The organism is Bradyrhizobium sp. UFLA06-06, assembly GCF_054820065.1.
On record NZ_JADFUD010000001.1, the window covers coordinates 52,798 to 78,321 of the forward strand.

Below are 25,524 nucleotides of genomic sequence, written 5' to 3' on the forward strand. Positions count from 1 at the left end.
CATTGAATGTGTATTCGTCATGCCCGGGCTTGTCCCGGGCATCCACGTCTCTGAGACTGTTGAAGCTAACACGTGGATGGCCGGGACAAGCCCGGCCATGATGAGTTAGGTCGTCTCGCCCAGCAGCACGTCCCTGACCTCGTCGGAGAACAGCTTCCTGCGGCCGGCCAGCAGCACCCATTCCGGATCGTCGCGATCCGGAATGGCGCGCGGCATCCCGTGATCGAGCAGGGCCTGCGCGCAGCCCACCCAGTCGCCGCCGCTGACCGGCTCGTTGCAGGAGGCCCACGACAAGGAGCCGGACGCATTGTCGCCGAAGCCGTGCTGCTCGGTCCACTCCGCGCCGTGCTCGAGCAGGAAACGCGTCAGTCCGGCATTGCCGCGGAACACCGCGTGATTGAGCGCCGACGCATCCCAATCGCCGCCACGCACCGTGATCGGCCAGCCGAGTTCGACCATCAGCCGCACCGCATCGTCGCCGCCTGCCGCGGCGAGCTCAGGAAGCAACCGCAATTGCTGCGGTGAAAGTGAACCCGGAAGATCGGGCCGACCGGCCTGGATTCGCCGCGCCTCGCTCCCGTCACCGCTGCTGCACGCCGCGACGAACCGCTCATCATCGGCAAGCGTCTCGTCGCCGGTGCGCTCGCGCAGCAGCTCGGCGACCTCGGTCAGTCCGAATTGCAATGCGTACCTGTAGGCGCTGAGCCCGCCTGGTGTCGTGACGCGCGGATCGGCGCCGGCGTCGAGCAGTGTCGCGATACAGGTCCGCGACCGCCGCCGGCGGATCGCCCACATCAGCGGCGAGCCGCATTCGGTCAGCGGCGCGTTGCCGGCGGGTTCGTTTGGATTGCCGCCGTGCCGCAGCAGCAGGTCGAGCGCCGCCACGTTCTCGTCATCGAGCACCTTATACATCGCGTTGGTGCCGGCGATCCGCGTGCCATGCTCGAGCAGCAGGCCTGTCGTCACCGAGCCTTCGAGCGAGTGGTAGAGGGATTCATTGTCGTTCGGATTGGCGCCCGCTTCGAGCAACAGTCTGGTCAGTTCGAGATCGTGGTTGCGGCCGGCGGCGCCGTACAGCGCTGACAGCGGATTGCTGTCATCGGGTGCGTCGAGCGTTCCGGGCGGCCAGCGGCTGCTGATGCGCTGGTCGGGATCGGCGCCGGCCTGCAGCAGCACGCGTGCGCAGCGATGCAGCCGTGCCTGAAATTCCGCAATCTGCAGCAGGCTGGAATGCGTGACCGCGACCAGCGGCGGCAGTTTGAACGGACCGCCGGGACGATTGACCCATGCTGGATCGTCGTTGGCGGTGCGTTGCACCGTCGCCTCGTCGCCGATGGCGCAGCCGAGATAGGGATCATCGGCGATGAGGCCGGGATCCTCGGTGAGCATCCGCGCCGCAACGCGCGGATTGGCGCGGTCGGTGGTGCCGGCGACGTCTGCGGCATAGACCAACTGCAGCCATCGCCGCACGCGGTCGGCCTTGCTTTTTCCGGGCGGCAATTGTGCGTCGACATAGCGCCGCAGGTCCGGCCAGGAGGCGAAGCCGAGATCGCGCGCCACGCAGGACTGCGCATCGTGCAGCCGCAGATTGAGCGCAGCGATCTCAGTATCGCTGCGCCCGGCCGCAGCCGGAAGCGCATGCCGGAAACGCGCGTAAGCCTCCGGCGCTTGCCGCCGGTAAAGGCGAATGAGCTCCTTGGCCTGCTTCTTCAGATGTTCGAGATTCAATCGCGCGGGCGATCGGTCCATGGAAACCTCCGTGCATCATCGCCGATGGTCCACAAAACCGGCTGCACAAAGGCTTGGTTGGCCGCTCAATTGGTGCAAGTGGGTTCAACCCTTCCCGTGGACCCGGGCGCGGCTTGCACCGCGGATGCAAGGATATGGGTGACGATTGGTTCGGTCAACCCGCCGCGGCGTGACGACATCTGTGACAATTGGACGTGACCGCGCCGCTGGCCTATAGGACGGCGGATGCGATTGAAAACCAGCATATGGGTCGCGGCGTATCTGCGCCGCTGCCAGACCGAGGGCGTGTTCGGCGCAGTCCGCAAGAAGGGCGCCGAGGAAGCCGGTGCCGTATTTGTCAAGGTGGCGCTGATGGACGGCAACGCGATGCTGTATGCGCCCGCGCCGCAGACGGTCTATGACGACAGCCGTCCGGTCGAGCGGCTGTTCGTGCCGACCGCACCACAGCCGGTGGCCGAGCCCTCTGTCGAGGAGCGCTTGACCAAGGAGCTCCGCTTCGATCCCGACGCCTGGATTGTCGAGACCGAGGACCGTGCCGGGCGGCACTTCCTCGATCTGGCGAAGGGCTAACTTCCAGACTTCTGATTTCGGACAGCGGGCGCGCTGCCGGGCTGCAACGCGGGGCGCGTCTGCGACGATGCAGCGCGCACGCGATGGCGCTCATCGTCATAGAGCGACGAGCGATACCTGGCGCGCGCGACTGCCATGGTCGAGCCGCGCCACGCCGCCAGCATCACCAGTGCCGAGCGCTCGCTCAGGCGATCGTAGAGCCGCGACAGCCGATAGACATAATTGACCGAGGAGCCGGCTTCCGGATTGAGGAACATCAGGATCCGCTGGAATGCGGCGCTCGACACGTCAAGCGATCGCATCGCGCAGGCGAGCGGCTCGCCGCCGGGATCGTTGACCACGTCGGCGGCGATCCGCCACGGCAGGATCAGCGCCTCGCCGAGCTCAAGCGTGAAGTTATCGAGGTCCTCGGCAAACGCCGCCATCTCCAGGATATGGATCGCGCGCGCGGCGCGCGCGGCCGGGATCCGCGCCGCGGCCTTCAGCGGCGTCTCCTGCAGATTGTGCAGGATCTGCGCGCGCTCCTTCGTGCTGGCGGCAAAGAACATGTCGGAGATTTCGGCGGCATCGTTCGGCCGCATGGCGAGGCTCGCGGCCATCCGCAGTTCGGCTTCGGTCGGGATCTTGGCCGGCAGCGCGGACGGGGCGGGCGCGGGAATTGGCGCGGCGGCAGGCATCGGCTGGTCGGGACCGACGCGGCGCAGCCCGAGCTTGTCCATGATCCGGGCGGGCGTGGCCGGATAGATCGCAAGCCGCGCGCGGACCGCGGCGCGGGTTGCGTCGTCGACCTCGTCGATCAGGCGCGCCGTCAGCTCGACGAACTGGCGCTCTTCGTCGGCGGAGTGTGCGCTCGCCTGCACATAGAGGTCGGTCAGGACGCGCAGCAGCGTCGGGCGGATGTCGACGCCCTCGCGACGGGAGAGCGTCATCAGCCCATCGAAACCAGGAAATAGCGGAGCTGCGCTCATCTCGGGCGTACGCGACTTGCCAGTGAACTTCGGTTTGAAAACCTTGTGGGAGCCTACGCAGGCTGTTTTAAGAGGCAGTTAAGGAAAACAAGCCGTGAAGGTGAATGCTCGAATTTGCGCGTGTCTATTAAGGCACAGCGCCATATCCGTAACCGTCCGTACCGCCGGCTTAAGATGTCATTAACCATGCGCGTTCTTAACTCGGCGTGCGCGGGGCAAATCATGTCCGTGCGGGGCCAGAGAGAACGGAACATGGGCACCATCGTTGAGTTTCCGGCGGATGCGGCTGCACGGCGGCCGAGCATGGCCGGTGCTGCCGGCGAAGGCATGGGGACCGTACTGATCCTTCCCGTCGTCCGGATCGAGCGAACGACGGAGGAGACCGGCGGTGGTCGCGGACCGGAGCAGGGCACTGCGCAGGGCCGCCGTCGCCGACGCCGCTCCTGATCGCGGACATCGGGCAATGCCGGAGCTTGTGCAGCGGACCGCCGCTCGGCGGTCACTCCCGGCGCTGATCCTGCTGCTGGCGGGCTCGGCGCTCGCCGGCTGCAGCGGCGGCGATTTCGGCCGCACCCGCGCCGATTTCCGCAACGACGACATGCATCGCTGGATCGGCGCCGAGGCGACCGGCAGCATCGGCAAGAACGCCTCGCAATTCCAGCTCACCGAACACGAACGTCAGCTGCGCGACCTCGCCTATCAGTTCATCGAGCCGCCGCTGTCGCGTCCGGCGTGGAAGAGCGTGTTCGGCGACTACCAGCCGTTGCCTTCGCCGTGGCGGCAGAGGGTCGTGTTCGATCGTACCGCCTATGGCCGCAATCTGATCGACGAGCCGCATCGCTCGTTCGCCTCGCGCTATTCGCTGCTGATCGACGAGGTGCGCGACGACATCACCCGCTTCGAGCCGTTCTTCGCCACCGCGATCCAGGTGATCGAGCTCGATCGCAAGCGCAATGCCAGCCTCCACATGATCGCCGATGTGTCGCCGCGCGAGCGGGCTGACGCGGTGGCGCGGATGGAAGAGAACACGCTGATCGTGCAATGGGTCCAGCAGGCCCTGGAGCGGCGGATCTCGTCCTATCGCTGGGCGCTGGAGCGGCTGGTGATCCAGGCGCCCGACGGCATGGCGGCCGACGCCGAGCGCCAGATCAACGAGCTCGCCCGGCTCACGGCCAACGCGCCGCTCATCTCCGCGCCGGTGACAGGCCAGGCCGTGGTGACGAAGGGCTAGTGTCCCGAATCCGAAGTTCGCATCATTCGCCGCACCTTCGGGACGAACTTCGGATTCGATAAGGACACTAGCAAACTTATGATTCTAGTGTGCTTTATGAATGCGAAGTTCGTGAAGGTGGTTGCCGCGAAATCGCACGAACTTCGCATTCAGCACACTAGGCGCGCTTCGTTTTCTTCGCCGTCGATTTGACCCGGCGACTGTTGGCTTGCCGTGGCAGGCTCGCAATGAATGCCTTCCTGTCTCTTAGACACATCTGACGGTGGTGGGGAGCTGGCTCCGTCTCGTGGGCTCGGAGATGTGTATAAGAGACAGAGGCGAGGCCGACCTGGCGCGTCACGTCGATGTCGATCGCGCGCATCGCGACATCAGGATTGCCGCGCGCCACGCCCTCGGGGACGATCGCGACGCCAACCCCGGCCGCCACCAGCGCCATCGCCCACTCCTCGGATTCCGCGATCGCCACCGGCTTGCGCGGCGGTGAGGCACGCTTGAAGAATTCCTGTTGCTCGCAATGGCAACGATCGATCATCGGAACGCCGGCGAAGTCGGTGGTCCGCAGCGTCTCTTTCAGCGTCAGGGGATGCGAGGGCGGCAGTGCCGCGACATAACACTCGCTCCACAGCGGGATGAAGTGCTCGCCGGCGCCGACCATGGACTTGGCGACGATCCGCGCGTCGGCCTTCTCGCTGGCGCCGACCAGCCGGAGCGCAAGATCGGTATTGCCGGTCAGCGGCTTCAGCAGCGCGATGGTCCGGGCCTGATCGAGCGTTCGCAGCAGGCCGAGCGTCAGCGCCTGCCGCGTCGCGGGCATGCGGAAGAGATTTCGCGCCGCGTCCGCCTCGTCGATGATCCGGCGGGCGATGCCGTGAAACTGCGCGGCTGACGCCGTCGGGGCCATGCCCTTCTTGTGCCGGATGAACAGCGTGGTGCCGAGCTCGGCCTCGAGATTGGTGATCGCCGCCGAGATCGACGGCTGCGAGATGAAGCAGCGCTTCGCCGCGGCGGTCAGATTGCGCTCGCGGTAGACCGCGGCGAAGTAGCGGAGTTCGCGGATATCCATAGGTGTATCCTATCACAGGGATAGAAAGACAATATTTTACCTATGGAAATGCGAGTGGCAAGTCTGCGCCTGTTACAGCGGAGGACCTGTCATGCGCATCCACCATCTCAACACCGGCACCATGTGCCCGATCGGAAAGCGGCTCGTGAACGGTAGCGGCAGCATCTTCCAGCGGGCGCGGATGGTCTGTCACTGCCTGCTGGTCGAGAGCAATGATGGCCTCGTGCTGGTCGACACCGGGATCGGGCTCGACGACATCGGCGACCCGCCGCGGCTCGGACGCAAATGGGTGCGGCAGACGACGCCGCGGCTCGATCCGGCCGAGACGGCGGTGCGGCAGGTCAAGGCGCTCGGCTTTTCAGCTGATGATGTGCGCCATGTGCTGCTGACGCATCTCGATCGCGATCACGCCGGCGGCGTGCCGGACTTTCCGAAGGCCAGGGTGCACGTCCATCGCAAGGAGTACGATATGGCGGTGACGCATCAGGTCACGCCACCGCAGGGGCGCTACATCACGGCGCAGTGGCAGCACGGGCCGGACTGGGCGTTCTATGGTGCCGGCGGCGAGGACTGGTTCGGCTTCAAGGGCGTGCGCACGCTCGGCGACCGCGAGCCGGACATCCTGATAATCCCGTTGCCGGGCCACACGCTCGGCCATTGCGGGATCGCGGTGCGCGACAAGAGCAAATGGCTGCTGCACGCCGGCGACGCCTATTTCCACCACGCGCAGCTCGATGCCAGGCCGCGGATCCCCCTGGTGCTCGGCATGTTCCAGCGCCGCGCGGACATGGATCGCGCGACGCGCATCCAGAACCAGGAACGGCTGCGCCAATTGAAGGCGGCGCATGGCGCTGATGTGACGATCGTCAACAGCCACGATCCCGTCGACTACGAGACCTGCCGCTGCGGCCGGCATGCACTGGATGTGAGCTAACGCTTGCGCGCCGCGGGCGGCGGGGCCGGCGCGGGGAGCGGCGGCGGCGCCTCCTGCTTGGCCGCGACCGGCTCGGTCTGCACCTTGCACGAGGAGGCGGCGAGCGAGGCCTGCGCCTGCGGCATCAGGCCGGGCTCCGGCGCCAGCGCCTTCAGCAGGATCAGGCCGGTTGACGTCGGCGAGTCGATGATCAGCCGGTCGGCAGCGGTGATTTCCTCGTCCTCCGGCAGCTCGTTGTGCTGCGCCTCCGTCATCAGGTCGAGCTCGATCACCTTCTTGCCGGCCGAGCGGTCGTTGATCGCGTAATAGGCGACCTCGTTGCGGGTGTAGAACGACACCGACGTATAGGCTTGGCTGACCGGCACGGTGAGCTTGAGCGGTCCGGTCGAGAGATCGTAGCGGCAGATCGCCACCGCGAAAGCCGGATCCATCAGCGGCATCGGCGAATGGCTCGGGTCGGCCAGCGGCAGCTGCGTCACCTCGTTGAGCTTGGTCATCGGCGTCAGCCGCGAATAGGCGTCCTGTGAGGCGATGCGGGGCAGCGCCAGCACGCTGACGAGGTGCACCACGCCGCCGAGCAGCACGCCTGCGAGGATGGTGAGCAGCACGCGGATCATGGGCAGCCCGTCGTTGCGATCGACGGCATCGGCGCGTCGCGCTGCGTGCGGGTCGCGACCCCCACCGGCGTGTCGTAGAGGCGCAGCATCAGCGCGTAGCGCTCGATGCCGCCGGTCGGCAGCCAGTTGCCGGCGCGCGAGCGCGAGGCAATGTGGATCTCGAACGTGCCGTCGGAGGCGCGCATGATCTCCTGGCTGGTGAAGCCGTAGCGCTGCAGCGTGTTGGCGACCAGATGGCCCTTGCGGTCGAACAGCGTCAGCGTCCAGAACCGCGCCGCCGGCGTCACGCCGCTGACCACGATGTCGCAGCGCCCGTCAAGCGGCTTGTTCTTGTCGTCTGTGGTCGCCGAGAACGCGATGCCGTCGCCGGTGCCGATCGGCAGCTCGCCGCTGCGCGCGATGGTGGCGCGCGAGTAGGGGTCGACATCGGAGGTGCCGCTCTTCGGACGCGCGGTCCAGGCGCCGATCTTCAGCGTGCCGAGATCGGTGCCGCGGGTCGCCGTCGCATAGGTCAGGCCGAGGCCAACGGCCGTGGCGATCACGAGTGCCAGCAAAGTGGTGAGGAGGAGCCGCACGTCAGTTCTTGCGTGGCACGGCCGGTGTCGCGCCGTCCGGCCCGGCCGCGGCAACGTAGTTTTCGGGGAACGCCAGCGCGCTCGAGGACTCGGCCTTGCCGGTCTTCGAAGGCTCGTTCAGCGTGGTCTTGCCGGCGGTCTTGGCGGCGTCGTCGAGCAGCTTCTCGACCCGCACCAGGATATCCGCGCCGCGCTTGGTCAAAACCGGCGGCGGGCCGGGCTTGGTTTCCAATACGCGCGGCGCCGCGTTGGCCTGGGCATTGGCCTGCGCCGGCTGCGGCGGCAGCTTCTGACCCATGCCGACGCCGACGAGCTCCTTGACCTCCACGCCCTGATGCGCGGCGATCATGATGTCGTGCCAGGTCTGCGCCGGCAGCGAACCGCCGGTCATGCGGTTGGTCGGCGAATAGTCGTCATTGCCGTACCAGACCGCGCAGGTGAAGTTGCCGGTGTAGCCGACGAACCAGGCGTCGCGATAGGCGTTGGTGGTGCCGGTCTTGCCCGCGGTCGGAATGCCGTCGAGCGCGGCGCGGCGCGCGGTGCCTTCGCTGACCACGTGGCTCATCATGCCGGCCATGTCGGCGGCGATATTCGGCGGAATCGCCTGCCGCGGCTTCGGACCGTCGCGGTCCCAGCGCCACACCAGGTCGCCGGCGCCGGTGCGCACCTCGAGCACCGAATGCGGCGTCACCGCCTTGCCGCGGTTCGGGAAGGTCGCATAGGCGACCGCGTGCTCCAGCACCGTGACTTCGTCGGAGCCGATCGGCAGCGACGGCGTATCGGGCAGCGGCGCCTTGAGGCCGAAGCGGCGCGCGACCTCGACGATCTTGGCGCGACCCGCCTTCGGGCCTTCTTTGCCGCCCATCATGATCGAGAGCTTGACCGGCACCACGTTGATCGAGCGGGTGATCGCCTGTGTCAGCGTCACCTGACCCGAATAGGAATGGCCATAGTTCTGCGGGCACCAGTTGCCGATGCAGACCGGGCCGTCGACGATCTTCGAGTTCGGCGTGAAGCCGTTCAGCAGCGCCGTGGTGTAGACATAGGGCTTGAACGACGAGCCCGGCTGGCGATAGGCGTCGGTGGCGCGGTTGAACTGGCTCGCACCGTAGTCGCGTCCGCCGACCATGGCGCGGATGCCGCCATCGAGATCGGACACCACGGTCGCGGCCTGCGTCGCGTGATAGTCGCGCCCGAACTGCCGCAGCTGGTTCTCGATCGCTTCCTCGGCCGCCTTCTGCACGTTCATGTCGATCGCGGTGCGGACCACGAAGACGCGCTCGGTGTAGGATTTCGGGAATGTGTCGACCAGCTTGCGCATCTCGTCGAAGGCGTAGTCGAGATAGTAGTTCGGCGAGTTCTCGTCGCGCCGGTCGACTGCGACCGCGGGATTGCGGCGGGCGCCGAACACCTGGCCCTCGGTCATGAAGCCGGCATCGACGAGGTTGTCGAGCACGACATTGGCGCGGGCGCGCGCCGCGGGCAGGTTGATGTGCGGGGCGTATTTGGTCGGCGCCTTGAACAGGCCGGCGAGCATCGCGGCCTCCGCGAGATTCACGTCGCGCACCGACTTGTTGAAGTAGAAGTGCGCCGCGCCGTCGACGCCGAAGGTGCCGCCGCCCATATAGGCGCGGTCAAGATAGAGCTTCAGGATCTCGTTCTTGGTGAGCCGCGTCTCCAGCCAGATCGCGAGGAAGGCTTCCTTCACCTTGCGCTCGATGGTGCGCTCGTTGTTCAGGAACAGGTTCTTGGCGAGCTGCTGGGTGATCGACGAACCGCCCTGGCGGACGCCGCCGGCCTGCGCGTTGGTGACGAGCGCGCGGGCGAGGCCCGGCACGTCGATGCCGAAATGGTCGTAGAAGCGGCGGTCTTCGGTCGCGAGCGTTGCCTTGATCAGATTGTCCGGAAAATCTTCCAGCGGGATCGAGTCATTATGCTTGATGCCGCGGCTGCCGATCGGGTTGCCGTAACGGTCGAGGAAAGTCACCGCGAGGTCGGACTTCTTCAGCCAATCCTCGTCGGCGGTCTCGCGGAAAGCCGGGATCGCGAGCGTCAGCATCAGGATCATGCCGCCGAGCCCGAGGGTTGCGGCCTCCGACAGCGGCTCGATGAACACCCAGCGCTTCCAGCGGCCGACATAGAAGCGGTCCATGAAGGTGGAATAACGCTCAAAGAGCTCGCGCAGGCCCTTGCCCGACGAGAACAGCGTCGAGTCGATACGCGCATCGAGGTCCAGGAAGAAGTTCCGGACCTTCTGTTTCCAATGCGACGGCATGATCTGAAAGGACCGGACCCTTGATCAGTTCGACAGCGCTGCGGGTGCCCCAAACGGGCGCGGGCCAGCGTCTTGCTTCGATGTTGCGGCAATCCCAAGGCGCTTTTGCGTCGTTGGGGACTCGTTCGTTGTTCTATCCGAGCGGCTGCCATAAACCAATGGCGCGGCTTGTGAATTTAATGAAAGCCCTAACGCTGCCCACCGGCTTTTTCGCCCCCGCAATACCACCCCCTTGCGCAAGCGTTGCCGGCATCCCAAGAAGAGTTGCACCGCCATTTCAGGGATATCATGACCGCACCGCCCAAGCGTCCGTCGGTCCAGGAGGGATTCTTCTGGAAAACCAAGACGTTGGAAGAAATGTCCAACGCCGAATGGGAGAGCCTGTGTGACGGCTGCGCACGCTGCTGCCTGGAGAAGCTCGAGGACGAGGACACCGGCAAGATCTATTTCACCCATATCTCCTGCAAGCTGCTCGATTCCGGCCTCTGCACCTGCAAGGACTACCCGAACCGTTCCGACCAGGTTCCGGATTGCGTCCGCCTGACGCCCGAAAACGTCCGGACGCTGAACTGGCTGCCGCCGAGCTGCGGCTACCGGCTGGTGGCTGAGGGGCGGGACCTCTATTGGTGGCATCCCCTGATCTCGGGCGATCCCAACACCGTCCATGAAGCCGGGGTCTCGGTGCGCGGGCGGGTGGAGGGCACCGAACTCGACGTCAACGACGCCGATCTCGAGGATCATATCGTGCGATGGCCCGCTCTGCTGCCGAAACGGGCACAATTGAAGAAGCGGCCGAAAATGCTGGGCAAGACGACCAAAGCGTGACGTCGTCGCCGCGTCCGCGATCACGTCACCGCGAGAAGATCGCGGCGGGATGCACCCATGCGCTGGGGTGCCTGCCTCAGCATTCAATTGCTGCATAAATTGCGAGGCAGAGAATGATTCCATCGCGGGACGCGCCCGCGCAGCAGCATTACGCCTCAAATGAACAAGTATGAACGGCAGAGCCGGATTCCTGCCGACCAATCCACATTGCCTGAAGACATTGCCGAAGAGCTGTCTCATCTCCCGAGCGAGGTGATCGAACTCAGCGACGCGCCGCCGCTGGCGCCGCCGGCACCGCTCAATCCGGACGAAGTCCGCACCATCGTCATCAGCCTGATGCTGACGATGTTCCTGGCCGCGCTCGACCAGACCATCGTCGCGACCGCGCTGCCGACGATCGGGCGCCAGTTTCACGACGTCACCAATCTGTCCTGGGTGATCACGGCCTATCTGCTCGCCTCCACCGCGGTGGCGCCGGTGTTCGGCACGCTGAGCGACATCTATGGCCGCCGCGTCATGATCATCACCTCGCTCAGCCTGTTCGTGGTCGGCTCGGTGCTGTGCGCGATCGCGCCCAGCATGACCATGCTGATCGTTGCCCGCGGCCTGCAGGGGCTCGGCGGCGGCGGCATCATGCCGGTGGTCCAGACCGTGATCTCCGACGTGGTGAGCCCGCGCGAGCGCGGCCGCTATCAGGCCTATTTCTCCAGCGTCTGGATGGCCGGCGGGATTCTCGGCCCGGTGGTCGGCGGCGTGTTCGCCGAGCATCTGCACTGGTCGATGATCTTCTGGATCAACCTGCCGCTCGCGGCGGCGGCGCTGGCGCTACTGCTGCCGAAGATGAGCAAGATCCCGGTGTTCCACCGCAAGCGCAAGGTCGACTGGCTCGGCGGCGTGCTGCTGATGGCCTCGGCCGTCGTGCTGATGCTGGTGCTGACCTGGGGCGGCACCAAGCTGTCCTGGCTGTCGCCGACGATTACGGCGATGATCGGCGCCTCGATCGCGCTTGCCGGTGCCTTCGTCTGGCACGCGCGCCGCGCCGACGAGCCGTTCCTGCCGCTGTCGCTGCTCGGCGGCTCGGTGGTGCCGTTCGCGATGGGGGCGGGCGGCTGTGCGCTCGGCGCCATGGTCGGCCTCACCGTCCACCTGCCGCTCTATTATGAGGTGGTCTATCACCTCACCGCCAGCGAGGCCGGCCTCGCGCTGATCCCGCTCGCGGCGATCTCGACCTTCGGTGCGGCGATCGCCGGCCGGACCATGGCGAAGGCCAAGCACTACAAGCGTGTCGCGATTGTCGGCACCTCGGTGGCCGCCATCTGTGCCGTCGGCATGGCGGTGACGACGCTGCCGCTGTGGGGATTGTTGCTGTTGATGAGCGTGTTCGCGCTCGGGCTCGGCACCACTTTCCCGATCAGCGTGGTGTCGCTGCAGAACGCGGTGGCGCGGCCGCAGGTCGGCACCGTCACCGGTGCGATGAACTTCTTCCGCGCGATGATGGCCTCCTTCACGGTCGCCGCCTTCACCACCATCCTGCTGATGACGCTCGGGACCGACATCTCGCTCGCCGGCGAGCATCATGCCGCGGCCAGCACCGTCAGCGCGATCCCGATGGCCGACATGATCCATGCGTTCCGCTACGTGTTCGGCGCCGCCGCCGTGCTGCTGACCACCGCCTCAATCTGCATGATCACGATGGAAGAGCGTCCGCTCGCCGGTCCCGCCGCCCACCCGCCGGCGGAGATGGCTGAGTAGGGGCGGTGGCCCCATACACCGCTGTCGTCCCGGCGAAAGCCGGGACCCATACGCCGCGGCGGATGTTGTGGATGGGACTCGTCGTTCCAACATCGCGTAACAATCGGCATCCGTGGTTATGGTCCCGGGTTTCGCAGGGACGACACGGAGCTTGTCGCACAGCCAGCGGGCAACAATCCGCGTTCTCGCGACATGAATTGCCCGAGCCTTGCATTACGTTCCGCTCTCTCCGCTTCGCTCGCCCTGCGTAATTTGCGCAGCGGGGAATGACGATCTGAGAGATCGGCGCCCCACGACCTTTTATTCCCCCTCTGCCTCAAATTTATTCAGCCGCACCGCGCCAACCCACTACTTTAGTCGCCGTCCATGCATGGCGATCTGCGCGCAGTTTCACTTGCTGCGCATTTTGTCGCGGCTATAGTCGCGCCCCAAGAGCTCGAAGCAGCCGAAGAAAAAGAGGAGAGAAACAGGGTGACAAGAACATCGCGACTCCCCGTGCATGCGATGCAGAAACTCGCAGGAGCGGCCGTGTTGGGCCTGTTGGCTGCGGCGCCGAGCGGAGCGCTGGCTGCCGACACCCTCAAGATCGGCGTGATCGCCGAAGCGCAGGCGATTGCCGGTGCATCGATCCCGCAGGCGGCGCAGCTGGCCGCCGACGAGATCAACGCCAAGGGCGGCATCGACGGCCGCAAGATCGAGATCGTCAGCTACGACAACCACTCGTCCTCGGCGGATTCGGTGCGCGCGTTCCAGCGCGCCGTCAACGAGGACAAGGTCAACGTCGTCATTTCGAGCTACATCAGCGAAGTGGTGCTGGCGCTCGAGCCCTGGGCTTCGCGCCTGAAGACGCCGTTCGTCACGCCCGGCGCCGCCTCAAACGAGATCAGCAAGAGCGTCCACGCCGATTACGAGAAGAACAAGTACACCTTCCACGGCTACCTGACCTCGGCCGCGCTGGCGCTGTCGGTCTGCGACGCCGCCAAGGAGCTCCTGGTCGATCAGAAGCACATGAAGACCGCGGTCATCATGAGCGAGGATGCCGCGTGGACCAAGCCGCTCGATGTCGGCTACGAGGAGTGCCTGCCGAAGATCGGGCTCAAGGTCGTCGACCATATCCGTTTCTCGCCCGACACCACCGACTTCACGCCGATCTTCAACAAGGTCGAAGGCTCCAAGCCCGACGTGATCATCACCGGCATCTCGCATGTCGGCGTGCAGCCGACGGTGCAGTGGAAGAACCAGCAGGTGCCGATCCCGATGTTCGGCATTTCATCGCAGGCGACCAACGAGACCTTCGGCAAGGACACCAACGACGCGGCGGAAGGCGTGCTGTATCAGGGCGTGTCCGGCCCGAACGTCGCGGTGACGCCGAAGTCGGTGCCGTTCGCGGAGGGCTTCAAGAAGCGCTACGGCAACTATCCGTCCTACGCGGGCTACACCGCCTATGACGAGGTCTACTACATCGCGGATGCGGTGAAGCGCGCCGGCTCGGTCGAGGCCGACAAGATGGTCGATGCGCTGGAGAAGACCGACTGGGAAGGCACCATCGGACGCGTCCAGTTCTACGGCAAGGACGATCCGTTCACCCATTCGATCAAGTACGGCAAGGGCCTGATCACCGGACTGATGCTGCAGTGGCAGGGCGGCAAGCAGGTCGCGGTCTGGCCGAAGGAGGTCGCCAAGAGCGACCTCAAGTTCCCGAGCTTCGTCAAGGTCACCACGAATTAGTTGATGATCATGCTCCCGGGCACCACCCGGGAGCATCGGTCTTCGGTTCCGCGTCCTCCACAACAGGCAGCCCCGCTGCCGCGGCCAATCTGAGATGCTTGCCCTACAAATCCTGATCGATGGCTTTGCCATCAGTGCGCTCTATGCACTCGGCGCGACCGGCTTCACCCTGATCTTCGGTGTCTCCGGCGTTCTCAATCTCTCCCACGGTGCCATCATGGTGGCCGCAGCGGTCGCGGCCTGGGCCGCGGCCAGCGTGCTGCACCTCGACATCTACACCGGCGCGCTGTTCGGTGTCGGTGTCGCGCTGATCGTGTCGTTCGCGACCTATTTCGCGGTCGTCAAGCCGATCCAGAATTCGAGGCGGATCCCCAACGAGGAGAAGGAAATCTTCGTCCTCACCGGCACCCTGCTGTGGGGCATCATGATCCAGGAGCTGATCGCCTATTTCTTCACCAACAACGCCAAGACGGTGCTGCCGATCGTCGAAGGTGTCGTCGATATCTTCGGCAACCGCACACCGCGCAACAATATCTTCACCGCGCTGGTCTGCTGCCTCGTGATCGGCCTGCTGTGGCTCCTGGTGAACCGCACCAGGACCGGCAAGGCGGTGCTGGCGGCCTCGATGAACCCGCGCGGCGTCACGCTGCTCGGGCTCGAGCTCACCCAGATCTACATCGTGGTGTGGGGCATCTACGGCATTCTCGCCGGCATCGCCGGCGTGCTGCTCGGCATGTTCCTCGGCGTCAGCTCCTACAGCGTCGGGCCGCTGACCGCGAGCGCGTTCTCGATCGTCGTGCTCGGCGGCCTCGGCAGCGTGTCGGGGTCGCTGATCGCAGCCTTCGTCGTCGGCTATCTCGAGACCATCACGGCCTACATGATCTCGCCGGCCTATCGCACCATTCCGGCGCTGCTGCTTCTGGTGTTCGTGATGTATATCCGGCCTCAAGGCCTGCTCGGGAGGCGCTGAGATGGCCAGCTTCTTTTCCTCGCGCCTGTTCTTCATTTCGCTGGTCTGCGTGGTGGTCGCCGCGACGCTGCCGTTCTACGTCTCGGGCTACATCCTCGGGCTGCTGACCGTCGCGTTCTATTTCGGCGTGTTCGCGATGGCCTGGGACCTCTTGTTCGGCTTCGCCGGCGAGGTCAATTTCGGGCCGACCTTCCTGATCGGCACCGGCGCCTACACCGCCGGGATCCTCAACAACCAGTTCGGCTGGTCGGTCTATGTCTGCATCCTGCTCGGCGCGCTGGCGTCGGTCGTCGCGGGCTTCGTGCTGGCGCTGCCGGCGCTGCGGGTGAGGGGACCGTATTTCGGCCTGACCACGCTGGTGGCGGTCTTGATGCTGCAGAACTTCGTCGTGGTGTTCGCCGATCTCACCGGCGGCGAGATCGGGCTCACCATCCCTGACGTCATCACCATCAATGCCGGCGCCAATTACTGGATCGCGCTCGGCTTCATGACCGTGAGCGCGGCCATCCTGTACGGCCTGTCGCAATCGCCCGTCGGTCTCGTGCTGCAGGCGAGCGGGCAGGACCCGGTGCAGGCCGGCGCGCTCGGCTTCAACATCGTCAAACACAAGCTCGCGGCCTTCATCGTCAGCGCGTTCTTCTCGGGACTGTCGGGCGCGCTGCTGGTGTTCTACTTCGGCACCGCCTCGGTCGGCACCGTGGTCGACGTCGCGGTCGGCGTGAACGTGATCGTCTCGGCCGTGCTCGGCGGCCGGCGCACGGTGCTGGGGGCCGCGTTAGGCGCGATCTTCCTGATCGTGGCCGGCGAATTCCTGCGCCCGACCGGCGAGCTTGCGACCTTCATCGTCTCGGCGGTGGCGCTGCTCGTCGTCCTGTTCTTCCCCGGCGGTTTCCTCGGAGCGGCCCTGTCACGCGAGGCGCGCTCTTAAATGGATCAGACTGTGACCACAGCAACGCTCACCGTCCGTGGATTGACCAAGCGATTCGGCGGCTTGACCGCCGTGAAGAACCTCTCGTTCGACCTGCATCCCGGCGAGATCCTCGGCCTGATCGGACCGAACGGCTCGGGCAAGTCGACCGCGATGAAGAGCGTGATGGGCATCGAGCGTCCGACCGCGGGCGAGGTGCTGTTCGAAGGCGAGAACGTCGCCGGGCTGCCTGCGCACAAGATCGCGCGCAAGGGCTTCGGCATGGTGTTCCAGCACTCGCGGCCACTGAACCGGCAGACCGTGCTGGAGAACATCATGGTCGCGCTGTTGCCCGACAGCCTGTTCATGCTGTTTCCCGACAAGGCGCTGACCGAGCGCGCCAAGTGGATCGCCGAGCGCGTCGGACTGGGGGCGGTGATGGACCGCCGCCCGCCGACGCTGCCGTTCGCCGACCTGCGCCGGCTGGAATTGGCCAAGGCGATCGCGCGCGACCCCAAGGTCGTGCTGGTCGACGAGCCCTTCGCTGGTCTCACCAGCGCCGAGGTCGGCACCTTCTCCGCATTGATCCGCAGCTTCCGCGACGAGGGCCGCGCGGTGATGCTGGTCGATCACAACGTCAAGAGCGTCGCGGCGCTGGTCGACCGCGTGCTCGCGATGTATCTCGGCGAGGAGATCACGACCGGCCGCGCCGAGGACGTGATGAAGAACGAGACCGTGCGGCGGGTCTATCTCGGCGGCGCGATCGAGACCCACGCGCGGCCCGAGACCTCGTTCAAGGACAAGGTGCCGCTCCTGCAGGTCGAGAATGTCAGCGTGCATTACGGCAAGGCGCAGGCGCTGGAGAACGTCTCGATCCACGTCCATGAGGGCGAGTTCGTCTCCGTCGTCGGCTTGAACGGCGCCGGCAAGACCACACTGTTCAACACCATCTCGGGTTTCCTGCCCTATACCGGCGAGATCCTGCGCGGCGGACAGCCACTGCGCGGCACGGGGCCTGCGAAGATCGCCCGCTCAGGCCTCGTGCAATGTCCGGAATCGCGCGAGCTATTCGGCGAGATGACGGTGCGGGAAAATCTCGATCTCGGCGGTCAGCATCTCGACGATGCGGCGCGGGCCAAGCAGCTCGCCTGGTTGTTCGAGCTGTTCCCGATCCTGAAGGAGCGTCAGGGCCAGATGGCGCAGACGCTGTCCGGCGGCGAGCAGCAGATGCTGGCGATCGGCCGCGCGCTGATGATGCAGCCGCAGATCCTGATCCTGGACGAGCCGACGCTGGGGCTTGCGCCTGTTATCCTCGAGCTGCTGTCGAAGGCGCTGGAGAAGCTGCGCCAGACCACCAAGATCACGGTGCTGCTGGGCGAGCAGAACGTGACGTTTGCGCTTCCGCATGCCGACCGCGTCTATGTTCTGGAGCACGCGCGGATCGTCTGGGAGGGCGATCCGGGCCGGTTCGCCGCGGAGGCCGGCAAGGACTTTCTGTGACGTTCGCAGTTTGAAAAGAAGAAAGCAAAACAAGGGAGATCATGATGACAGCATATTCAACCGCGACCCGCGTGAGCCTGTTGGCCTCGGCGCTCGCGCTCTGCCTCGCGGCGCCGGCCTATGCGCAGTCCAAGGACCCGATCAAGATCGGCATCATTGCCGAAGTGCAGTCAATCGCGGGTGCGGCGACGCCGGGTGGCGCGCAGATCGCAGCCGACGAGATCAACGCCAAGGGCGGCGTGATGGGCCGCAAGATCGAGATCGTCACCTACGACAACAAGAGCTCGTCGGCGGATTCGGTGCGCGCCTTCCAGCGCGCGGTGAGTGAGGACAAGGTCTCCGCCGTGATCGCGAGCTACATCAGCGAGGTCGTGCTGGCGCTCGAGCCGTGGGCCTCGCGGCTGAAGATGCCGCTGATCACGCCCGGCGCCGCGTCGAACGAGATCACCAAGGCGGTTCACAACGACTACGAGAAGAACAAGTACACCTTCCACGGCTACCTGACCTCGGCCGCGCAGGCGCAGCTGGTCTGCGACGCGGCCAAGGAGCTGCTGGTCGACCAGCTCAAGTTCAAGTCGGTCGCGATCATGAGCGAGGACGCGGCCTGGACCAAGCCGCTCGACGTCGGCTACGAGGCCTGCCTGCCGAAAGCGGGCCTGAAGGTGGTCGAGCACATCCGCTTTTCGCCCGACACCACCGACTTCACGCCGATCTTCAACAAGATGGAAGCCGCCAAGCCCGACGTGATCGTCACCGGCATCTCCCATGTCGGCGTGCAGCCGACCGTGCAGTGGAAGAACCAGCAGGTGCCGATCCCGATGTTCGGCATCAGCGCGCAGGCGCTGAGCCCGACCTTCTGGGGCGACACCAACGGCGCGGCCGAGGGCGTGCCCTCGCTCGCGGTGGCGACACCTGATGTTGCCGTCACGCCGAAGACCAAGCCGTTCGCGGCGGCGTTCAAGGCCAAGTTCGGCACGCCGCCGGCCTATACCGGCTACACCGCCTATGACGAGGTCTACATCATCGCCGAGGCAATCCAGCGCGCCGGCTCGACCGATCCGGACAAGATGGTGACCGAGCTCGAGAAGACCGACTTCGAGGGCACGATCGGCAAGATCCAGTTCTACGGCAAGAACGACGAGTTCACCCACGGCATCAAGTCCGGTCCGGGCGCGGTGACCGGCCTCGTGTTCCAGTGGCAGGGCGGCAAGCAGATCACGGTCTGGCCGAAGGCGATCGCCGAGGGCCAGATGAAGTTTCCGAACTTTGTGAAGCTGTCGCAGTAGCTGACGTACGCGCCGTCATTGCGAGGAGCTCGCGACAAAATTGCGAAGCAATTTTGCGCTGTAGCGACGAAGCAATCCATCTATCCCGGCGTGGAGGGGTGGATTGCTTCGCTTCGCTCGCAATGACGATCGGCGAATGTGAGCCCAAACTACTTGCGCGTCGGCGGCGCCGTCTGGATCGTCGGCGCGGCCGCCGCGAGCAGCGCGGCGCGGTCGCCGTTGCGCGGCGGATAGATGCGCTGCTGGTTGATGGTCTGCTTGGTGAGCTTGGCGGCGGCGCCTGACGTGTGCACCTCGCGGTCCCAGCCGGTGGTGTAGAGCGCGCCCCAGGCGCCGAGATCGAGCACCGTCACATACCAGTCGATATTGAGCGGCAGCAGCTTTTCACCAAACAGATCGGCGACCACATTGTGGCCGGCGAAGCGGCCCATCGGCCGCGCGAACTGGCAGGACATCACGGTCGGGTGCTCGCCGTCGATCAGGCAGGCGGCGACGTCGCCGGCGGCGAAGACGTCCGGCAGGCCTTCGACGCGCATGGTATGGTCGACTTTGATGCGGCCGAGCGCGTCGCGCCTGGCCGGCAGCGAGGTGGCGAGGGGGCTGGCGCGCATGCCGGCGCACCACACCACGGTTTTGGTCGGAATGATCTCGCCGGAGTTGAGCGTGATGCTGTCGGCGCCGACGGCACTGACCCGGACGTTCAGCCGCGTCTCGACGCCGAGCGTGGCCAGCGCCTCGTTGATGACCGGTCGGCCATGCGCGCCGAAGGTTGCGCCGACCACGGGATTGGGATCGATCAGGATGACCCGATGATCGCCGGTGATGCCGGCGCGCGCCAGCTTGGCCGGCATCTCGGCTGCGACCTCGATTCCGGTGAACCCTGCGCCGACGACCGCGACCGTCGTGCGCGCCTCCGACGGCGGTTGCTTGCCGAGCGCCGTCAGATGCGCGTCGAGCCGCATCGCTGCTTCATAGGTGTCGACATCGAAGCCGTGGGCGGCCAGGCCTGAGATGGCGGGGCGGACCAGTTCGCTGCCGGTGGTCAGCACCAGCCGGTCGTAGCTCAGAACCTCCGCGTCCGCGCTGGTCTTGATCGTGACCGCGCGCGTCGCCGGATCGATCGCCGCGACCTCGGCCACCCGATGCCTGACGCCGACCGGATCGAGCAGGTCCTTAAGCGGCAACGCGACGTCGCCGAGATCGACCTCGTAATTGCGCACCCGAATGTTGTGATAGGCGTTGCGATCGACGACGAGGATTTCGGTATCCGCTGCTCGCGCACCGATCTCGTCGCGCGTGCGGGCTGCACCGAGCGCGGCCCACAGTCCGGCAAAGCCGGCCCCCAGCACCAGGATGCGCGCCATCTCTCCCTCCGAAGTTGCACCGGAGGGAGCATGCCTGCGCTGGCGATGTCAAATCAAGTGGGGAGGCAGGGCCGTGTCGCCGCGCGTCGGAGTCTGGCCCAATGAACTCGCGCTTTCCGCGCGTTCGTCATGCCCGGCCTTGTGCCGGGCATCCACGTCTTCCTTGCTTGGGCAGGAAGCAGACGTGGATGGCCGGGACAAGCCCGGCCATGACGGAGATCGGCGTGTGAGGTGCCGTCACGTCCCCGGCCGCGACACCTCGGTCTCCTTGCTGGTGATGAATTCCAGCAGCACCGGCACGCCTTCCCTGGTCTTCTGGATGCCGCGCTTGATCGCGGGGATGATGTCCTCGGGCTTGGTCACCCGTTCGCCGTAGCCGCCGAAGGCCCTGGCCATCGCGGCGTAATCGCCGGAGATGTCGGTCGAGCGGTATTTCTCGGTCGAGATCGGCATCACCTTCAATTCGATCGCCATCGAGAAATTGTTGAGCAGGATCGACATGATCGGAATCCGCTCGCGCACCGCGGTCTCGAAGTCCATTCCCGTAAAGCCGATCGCGGCGTCGCCCCAGACATTGATGCAGAGCTTGTCCGGCTTTGCCAGTTTGGCGCCCATTGCAAGGCCCAGCCCGTAGCCGAGCTGCGTGGTCTTGCCCCAGCCGATATAGGACAGCGGCTCGACCGACTTCCAGAACGGCGAGAGCTGGTCGCGCGGGCTGCCGGCGTCGTGGGTGATGATGGTGTTGTGGGTGTCGACGGTGTGCTGCAGGTCCCACAGCACGCGGTAGGGATTGAGCGGCGCGTCGTTATGCGTCAGCTTCGGCATCCACTTGGCGAGCCACTCCTTGTGGGAGGCGGCGATCTCCTCGGCGACCGCGCTGGCGTTGCGGTCTGTGGTCACCGTCTTGCCGATCTCCTCCAGCAGCGCGTCGAGCACCAGGCCGGCGTCGCCGACCAGGCCGACCTTGGCCTCGACATCCTTGTTGATGTGGTTCGGATCGAGCGTCGAATGGATGATGGTCTTGCCCTTCGGCATCGCGATGCCGAACGACGTCTCGGTGAAGGAGCAGCCGATGCCGAAGATCACGTCGGCTTCGGAAAGAAATTTCGGCACCGCGCGCGGCACCGCGAGGCCGCCGGAGCCGAGCGAGAGCGGATGCGTCTCGGGGAAGGACGACTTGCCGCCGAGGCTGGTGGTAACCGGTATCGCAAGCCGCTCGGCAAGCCGCTTCAGCTGCGGCCAGGCCTTTGCGTAGTGCACACCCTGGCCGGCATAGATTACCGGACGCTTGGCGCCCACGAGCAGGGCGGCCGCTTCCTTCACATGGACGGGGTCGGCGCCGTAGCGGGTGCGCAGCACCGGCGTGTAGTTCAAGGGCTCTGGCACCTCCTCGTTCCACATGTCGGCTGGGATTTCGACGATGACCGGCCCGCCGCGGCCGTTCTTCAGTTTGGTGAAGGCGCGGCGGAAGATGTTGCAGACCTCGGCCGCGATGTTGATCGGCTCCGAGGATTTCGAGAACGCCTTCATCGCCTGGCTGGAATTGAAGTTCGGGTCGATATTCGCGAGCCGGCGCGCATAGCCCATCGGCAGCACCAGGACGGGCACGGATTCGCCGTAGCACTGCGCGACGCCGCCCATCGCGTTCTCGGCGCCGGGGCCGTGCTGCATGCAGAAGGCGCCGATCTTCTCGCCCGAGGTGACGCGGGAGATCGCGTCCGCCATGTGCACGCCGATGCGCTCCTGGCGCACCATCACCGGGCGGATGTCGGCATTGGCGGCGTATTCGATCAGGTGGTTGACCGGGTAGCCCGTGAGGATCTCGATGCCCTCGCGCTTCATGATTTCCGCGATCGCGGTGCCGAGCTTCATGACGGTCACTCCCTTTGCATGCGGCCGGTTCGTTCCGGCCTCGTTGTCGCCTGTCCGATAAAGGAACAGGATTCCGCGGCACCGGTAAAGCGCGGCCGGGGCCGGATCAGGTAGTCCTGATATGCGTTTACGACTGGAGCTGTTTCCGCTCAGACAGGATCGGAGCGGAGCTCTTAAATTCTTGTTTTGACGCGTTTTCTTTGCGCGAGCCGGTGTCCACTTCGCTGGAAAGCGCTCCGGTCGCGGCCCGGTGCCTCGCCCGGCGGCAACCCGATGCAGGCAGAACTAGCAAGGAAATTCGCTGCAACTTTTAAGCGACCGTTCATCCTTTCCCTCAATGGGCCGTCAACCAATGTGGCCTAGTTTGGCCGGCATATTACTACGGCGCGGGAGAAAAAGCCGCGAGCGTCGGACAGGAGCTTTTCATGCGCGCGTTGATGGCAAGGTTTCTGCGTGATGAGGTCGGGGCGACGGCCATTGAATACGCCATCATCGCCGGTGGCATCAGCATCGTGATCGTCGCCGGCGTCCGGGGCATCGGCACCAGTGTGAGCGGCCAATTCAATGCCGTCAGTTCGGCATTCAAGTAAGCGCTGCCGGCAGCTCGGCATTTTCCGGATTCAGTCGTCCCCGTTCAACGCGCGCAGCATCGCGATGCGCGCGAACATCAACCAGCCGGCACCTTGTTCCGCCGCATTGATCAGATGCTCGACCGCGATCTGCCAGCGCGTCTCCTGCTGGGTGTCTTCCGATAGCTTCATGATGTAGTCGGCAGCGTGCTGCAGCGTCACCAGCGTGCCGCCGCGATGCAGCGCGATCGGTTCGTCAAACGGCGTCGACCAGGGCATCTCGACCAGGACATCTCAGGCGCGGCGGACCGGGCTCAACTTGCGGTCGCTGCGCTAGCCTGCCTTCTTCCGCGCCGCGGTGCCCTGGGCGCGCGTTGTCTTCTCGGCCTTCTTCGGCTCGGGCTTGGCCGCCTCCTTGGGCTCGCGCTTGCCGCTGCCGGAGATCGGCAGCAGCATTTCGCGCTGGCCCTCGATGCGCTTCTTCGGCTTCTTGCCCTTCGCGGCCTTTGCCTCGGCCTTGGCGGGCGCGGCCTGCTTCTCGTTGGCGATGCTCTTCTTCAGCGCGTCCATCAGGTTGATGACGTTGCCGCCGGTCTTCGCCGCGGGCTTGGCAACCTTGATGCCGTTGCGCTTCTGGTTGATCAGGTCGATCAGCGCCTGCTCGTAGCGGTCCTCGAACTCCTCCGGATCGAAGTCGGCGGACTTCTGCTCGACGATGTGCTTGGCGAGATCGAGCATGTCCTTGGTGATCTTCACATCCTGGATGTCGTCGAAATACTCCTTCTCGCTGCGCACCTCGTACGGGTAGCGCAACAGCGTGCCCATCAGCCCGTTGTCGAGCGGCTCGAGCGCGATGATGTGCTCGCGGTTGGTGAGCACCACGCGGCCGATCGCGACCTTGTTCAGGCTGCGGATGGTCTCGCGGATCACCGCAAAGGCGTCGTGGCCTACTTTGCCATCGGGAACGAGGTAGTAGGGGCGGATCAGATAGCGGCTGTCGATCTCGCTGCGCGGCACGAATTCGTCGATCTCGATGGTGCGGGTCGAATCCAGCGCGATGTCGTCGAGCTCTTCCTTGGTGACCTCGATATAGGTGTCGGTGTCGACCTTGTAGCCCTTCATGATGTCTTCGGTGGAGACTTCCTCGCCGGTCTCCGCGTCGACCTTGGCGTATTTGATCCGGTGGCCGGTCTTGCGGTTGATCTGGTTGAAGGAGACCTTTTCGGTATCCGATGTCGCCGGGTACAGGGCAACCGGGCAAGTCACGAGCGAAAGGCGCAAAAAGCCCTTCCAATTGGCGCGAGGGGCCATGGGCGGAAACTCCGATTACGCAACCGACGGAACGGCCAAGGATAACACCGGGGACCCCAGTTTGAAACAACACGGCCCGGTGAATCTCGCAACGGCGTTAACCGTGGCCTCGAGCTGCGCCCGTTTGACGCGGCGGGCGGGACTGCCGTCGGGACAGCCGTCACAGCGCTCGGAACATCGCTCCTGATCACGCGTTGGCTGTCGAAGGGGAGCGGCAAACGCCGGAATTACAGGTACTTAAGCAAAGAGGTTGCCATGGCAACGGAACGACACGGTCAAATCGTTGAAACCCCGACCGAGGCGCGCCAGGCCGAGCCTGGACCTTCGGTTCTCGCGCTGCTCACGGCCTCGACGGGGCTGGCTGTCCTGATCCTCGGCATTGTCTGGTTCGCCTTTTTCCGCGTGTGAGGCGATGATCATTGGTTGGCCGCGTGCGAGGACTTGATTTGTTAAACTGAGAGGCGGGGCGAAGCGGGCAGATTGCTCCCGGGAAGAATGCGTTCGGTCGATCGTGCCGGCTTCCGGCGCGCGGCTATCCCGCATGCGGGCCACATCGCATGGTCAAGCTGCACGATCGTCTTGACGCCCAGACGCGACGTCGATCGAACCAGCACCCGACGCAAAAATTCCAGCGCGCGGGCTGCCGCGATTGCCGACGTCGAATTCCAGATCGTGTCGAATGGAATTTCCCTGAGCGATAGCGTGCGGCCTGGCGGCGTTTTGCAGCGGTGATCTGTGATGCGCGAGGCGAATGGCTGCGGCGACGCGTCACGAGATCATCGAAATTGACTGCTAGCTGATTTTAATCAGATACTTCCTGAGCCTGAGATGTTCTATTCGCAAGAAGAAAAAAACTCGTTGCTGGCCCGCCTCAAGGAGAAAAGCGTTTCAGGTGTCTTCGTCGGACTGACGGTGCTGGCGATGGCGGGGTGGATTTATCTTCTCAGCTCGATGTTCCTGAAATTCATGCTCTGGTGGTTCTCCTGAGACGTTGTCTCGCGAGAACAACCATTGTTGACGCCTGATTATTGTTGCGCCGTTCGATTGCACAAAAATTCCAGCGGCTGAACAATCTTTCGGCGCGTGTAATCATGATGTCGTCACAACTTCGAATGTTAATAACATCGGGGCGAACGTGGACGATTGTGATGGTTTCTCCTGCTCTGATTCTCGCGGCGGTGTTCGTCGCAGGCTTCTTCTCCGGCTTCGCTGCACGTTCGTGGCGGTCGCACAAGCGCCGCGCGCAATATCGGATCTATGCACCGTATGTGGCGCCATCAGCCGCGAAATCGTCGAGGCGGGAACAGCCGGTCAGTGCGTTTGGCCACATGCGTCGCGCGTTCTAGCGGAGTAGTTCGATCGAGGTAGCGCGACTGTGTGCGGTGAGTTGGGGTTGGCTGGCAACATGCAATCGGTCATCATGTCCGCGTCCGTTGCGGCAGGCGGGTTGGTTGCGTG

Annotated in this window: 24 protein-coding genes; 14 read left to right on the plus strand and 10 right to left on the minus strand. The window is 65.1% G+C overall.

Annotated features, from left to right (window positions below; all coding sequences use genetic code 11):
• Positions 1–105: 105 nt before the first annotated feature.
• Entirely contained in the window at positions 106–1,749 is a 1,644-nt protein-coding gene (locus tag IF803_RS00225; RefSeq protein ID WP_461190887.1) for an ankyrin repeat domain-containing protein, read from the minus strand.
• A 225-nt stretch (positions 1,750–1,974) separates the two neighbouring features.
• Between IF803_RS00225 and IF803_RS00230 the strand changes: the two genes are divergently transcribed.
• Complete coding sequence (locus tag IF803_RS00230; protein ID WP_028345342.1) at positions 1,975–2,319, plus strand: DUF1491 family protein; 345 nt, start codon at positions 1,975–1,977, stop codon at positions 2,317–2,319.
• On the opposite strand, the gene IF803_RS00235 is transcribed toward IF803_RS00230, so the two are convergent.
• The gene (locus IF803_RS00235; protein WP_461190888.1) at positions 2,316–3,248 is read right to left on the minus strand and encodes a DUF2336 domain-containing protein; all 933 of its coding nucleotides are present in this window, start codon (positions 3,246–3,248) and stop codon (positions 2,316–2,318) included. The genes IF803_RS00230 and IF803_RS00235 overlap by 4 nt on opposite strands.
• A gap of 291 nt (positions 3,249–3,539) precedes the next feature.
• Here IF803_RS00235 and IF803_RS00240 point away from each other — a divergent pair, with 291 nt between their 5' ends.
• Both IF803_RS00240 and IF803_RS00245 read left to right on the plus strand, forming a co-directional pair.
• The gene (locus IF803_RS00240; protein ID WP_024579523.1) at positions 3,540–3,734 is read left to right on the plus strand and encodes a hypothetical protein; all 195 of its coding nucleotides are present in this window, start codon (positions 3,540–3,542) and stop codon (positions 3,732–3,734) included.
• Positions 3,735–3,750: 16 nt separating this feature from the next.
• Positions 3,751–4,518, plus strand: a complete 768-nt coding sequence (locus IF803_RS00245; RefSeq protein ID WP_461190889.1) for a hypothetical protein — start codon at positions 3,751–3,753, stop codon at positions 4,516–4,518.
• Between the two features lie 157 nt (positions 4,519–4,675).
• On the opposite strand, the gene IF803_RS00250 is transcribed toward IF803_RS00245, so the two are convergent.
• Positions 4,676–5,581, minus strand: coding sequence for a LysR family transcriptional regulator (locus IF803_RS00250; protein WP_461190890.1), 906 nt, complete (start codon positions 5,579–5,581; stop codon positions 4,676–4,678).
• Positions 5,582–5,672: 91 nt separating this feature from the next.
• Between IF803_RS00250 and IF803_RS00255 the strand changes: the two genes are divergently transcribed.
• Positions 5,673–6,515: an MBL fold metallo-hydrolase gene (locus tag IF803_RS00255; protein ID WP_461190891.1), complete on the plus strand. Its 843-nt coding sequence runs from the start codon at positions 5,673–5,675 to the stop codon at positions 6,513–6,515.
• On the opposite strand, the gene IF803_RS00260 is transcribed toward IF803_RS00255, so the two are convergent.
• The 3 genes from IF803_RS00260 to IF803_RS00270 are packed head-to-tail and all read right to left on the minus strand — an operon-like array spanning position 6,512 to position 9,982.
• Positions 6,512–7,132 (minus strand): DUF1254 domain-containing protein, encoded by a 621-nt coding sequence (locus IF803_RS00260; RefSeq protein ID WP_028345337.1) that lies wholly within the window; start codon positions 7,130–7,132, stop codon positions 6,512–6,514. The two genes, IF803_RS00255 and IF803_RS00260, sit on opposite strands and share 4 nt — an antisense overlap.
• Positions 7,129–7,707 (minus strand): DUF1214 domain-containing protein, encoded by a 579-nt coding sequence (locus tag IF803_RS00265; protein WP_016841830.1) that lies wholly within the window; start codon positions 7,705–7,707, stop codon positions 7,129–7,131. The genes IF803_RS00260 and IF803_RS00265 overlap by 4 nt, the downstream gene beginning before the upstream one ends.
• Before the next feature lies 1 nt (position 7,708).
• Positions 7,709–9,982 carry a transglycosylase domain-containing protein gene (locus tag IF803_RS00270; protein WP_461190892.1) on the minus strand — a complete coding sequence of 758 codons (2,274 nt, stop codon included), beginning with the start codon at positions 9,980–9,982 and terminating at the stop codon, positions 7,709–7,711.
• 288 nt (positions 9,983–10,270) lie between these two features.
• Between IF803_RS00270 and IF803_RS00275 the strand changes: the two genes are divergently transcribed.
• The 7 genes from IF803_RS00275 (at position 10,271) to IF803_RS00305 (ending at position 18,950) form a co-directional block, all read left to right on the plus strand.
• A complete protein-coding gene (locus IF803_RS00275; protein ID WP_461190893.1) occupies positions 10,271–10,807 on the plus strand; it encodes a YcgN family cysteine cluster protein in 537 nt (178 codons plus the stop codon).
• A 159-nt stretch (positions 10,808–10,966) separates the two neighbouring features.
• Positions 10,967–12,559, plus strand: coding sequence for an MDR family MFS transporter (locus IF803_RS00280; protein WP_411779609.1), 1,593 nt, complete (start codon positions 10,967–10,969; stop codon positions 12,557–12,559).
• Positions 12,560–13,063: 504 nt separating this feature from the next.
• Positions 13,064–14,287 (plus strand): ABC transporter substrate-binding protein, encoded by a 1,224-nt coding sequence (locus IF803_RS00285; protein WP_038387201.1) that lies wholly within the window; start codon positions 13,064–13,066, stop codon positions 14,285–14,287.
• Between the two features lie 94 nt (positions 14,288–14,381).
• Complete coding sequence (locus tag IF803_RS00290) at positions 14,382–15,257, plus strand: branched-chain amino acid ABC transporter permease (protein WP_018270667.1); 876 nt, start codon at positions 14,382–14,384, stop codon at positions 15,255–15,257.
• A gap of 1 nt (position 15,258) precedes the next feature.
• A complete protein-coding gene (locus tag IF803_RS00295; RefSeq protein WP_028345331.1) occupies positions 15,259–16,185 on the plus strand; it encodes a branched-chain amino acid ABC transporter permease in 927 nt (308 codons plus the stop codon).
• Positions 16,186–17,664 carry an ATP-binding cassette domain-containing protein gene (locus tag IF803_RS00300; RefSeq protein WP_028331621.1) on the plus strand — a complete coding sequence of 493 codons (1,479 nt, stop codon included), beginning with the start codon at positions 16,186–16,188 and terminating at the stop codon, positions 17,662–17,664.
• A gap of 41 nt (positions 17,665–17,705) precedes the next feature.
• Positions 17,706–18,950, plus strand: coding sequence for an ABC transporter substrate-binding protein (locus IF803_RS00305; RefSeq protein ID WP_016841804.1), 1,245 nt, complete (start codon positions 17,706–17,708; stop codon positions 18,948–18,950).
• Between the two features lie 149 nt (positions 18,951–19,099).
• Here the strand turns inward: IF803_RS00305 and IF803_RS00310 are convergent, their stop codons facing one another.
• Both IF803_RS00310 and IF803_RS00315 read right to left on the minus strand, forming a co-directional pair.
• A complete protein-coding gene (locus tag IF803_RS00310) occupies positions 19,100–20,314 on the minus strand; it encodes an NAD(P)/FAD-dependent oxidoreductase (protein ID WP_461190894.1) in 1,215 nt (404 codons plus the stop codon).
• A gap of 237 nt (positions 20,315–20,551) precedes the next feature.
• Positions 20,552–22,186, minus strand: coding sequence for a thiamine pyrophosphate-requiring protein (locus IF803_RS00315; RefSeq protein WP_461190895.1), 1,635 nt, complete (start codon positions 22,184–22,186; stop codon positions 20,552–20,554).
• Between the two features lie 425 nt (positions 22,187–22,611).
• On the opposite strand from IF803_RS00315, the gene IF803_RS00320 reads away from it, so the two are divergent.
• Entirely contained in the window at positions 22,612–22,776 is a 165-nt protein-coding gene (locus tag IF803_RS00320) for a Flp family type IVb pilin (RefSeq protein WP_016841801.1), read from the plus strand.
• 30 nt (positions 22,777–22,806) lie between these two features.
• Here the strand turns inward: IF803_RS00320 and IF803_RS00325 are convergent, their stop codons facing one another.
• Positions 22,807–23,034, minus strand: coding sequence for a hypothetical protein (locus IF803_RS00325; protein WP_016841800.1), 228 nt, complete (start codon positions 23,032–23,034; stop codon positions 22,807–22,809).
• A gap of 54 nt (positions 23,035–23,088) precedes the next feature.
• The gene (gene ku / locus IF803_RS00330) at positions 23,089–24,066 is read right to left on the minus strand and encodes a non-homologous end joining protein Ku (RefSeq protein ID WP_028345328.1); all 978 of its coding nucleotides are present in this window, start codon (positions 24,064–24,066) and stop codon (positions 23,089–23,091) included.
• A gap of 255 nt (positions 24,067–24,321) precedes the next feature.
• On the opposite strand from ku, the gene IF803_RS00335 reads away from it, so the two are divergent.
• Together IF803_RS00335 and IF803_RS00340 are read left to right on the plus strand one after the other, a co-directional pair.
• Entirely contained in the window at positions 24,322–24,474 is a 153-nt protein-coding gene (locus IF803_RS00335) for a hypothetical protein (RefSeq protein WP_016841798.1), read from the plus strand.
• A 420-nt stretch (positions 24,475–24,894) separates the two neighbouring features.
• The gene (locus IF803_RS00340; RefSeq protein WP_016841796.1) at positions 24,895–25,053 is read left to right on the plus strand and encodes a hypothetical protein; all 159 of its coding nucleotides are present in this window, start codon (positions 24,895–24,897) and stop codon (positions 25,051–25,053) included.
• Positions 25,054–25,524: the final 471 nt, after the last annotated feature.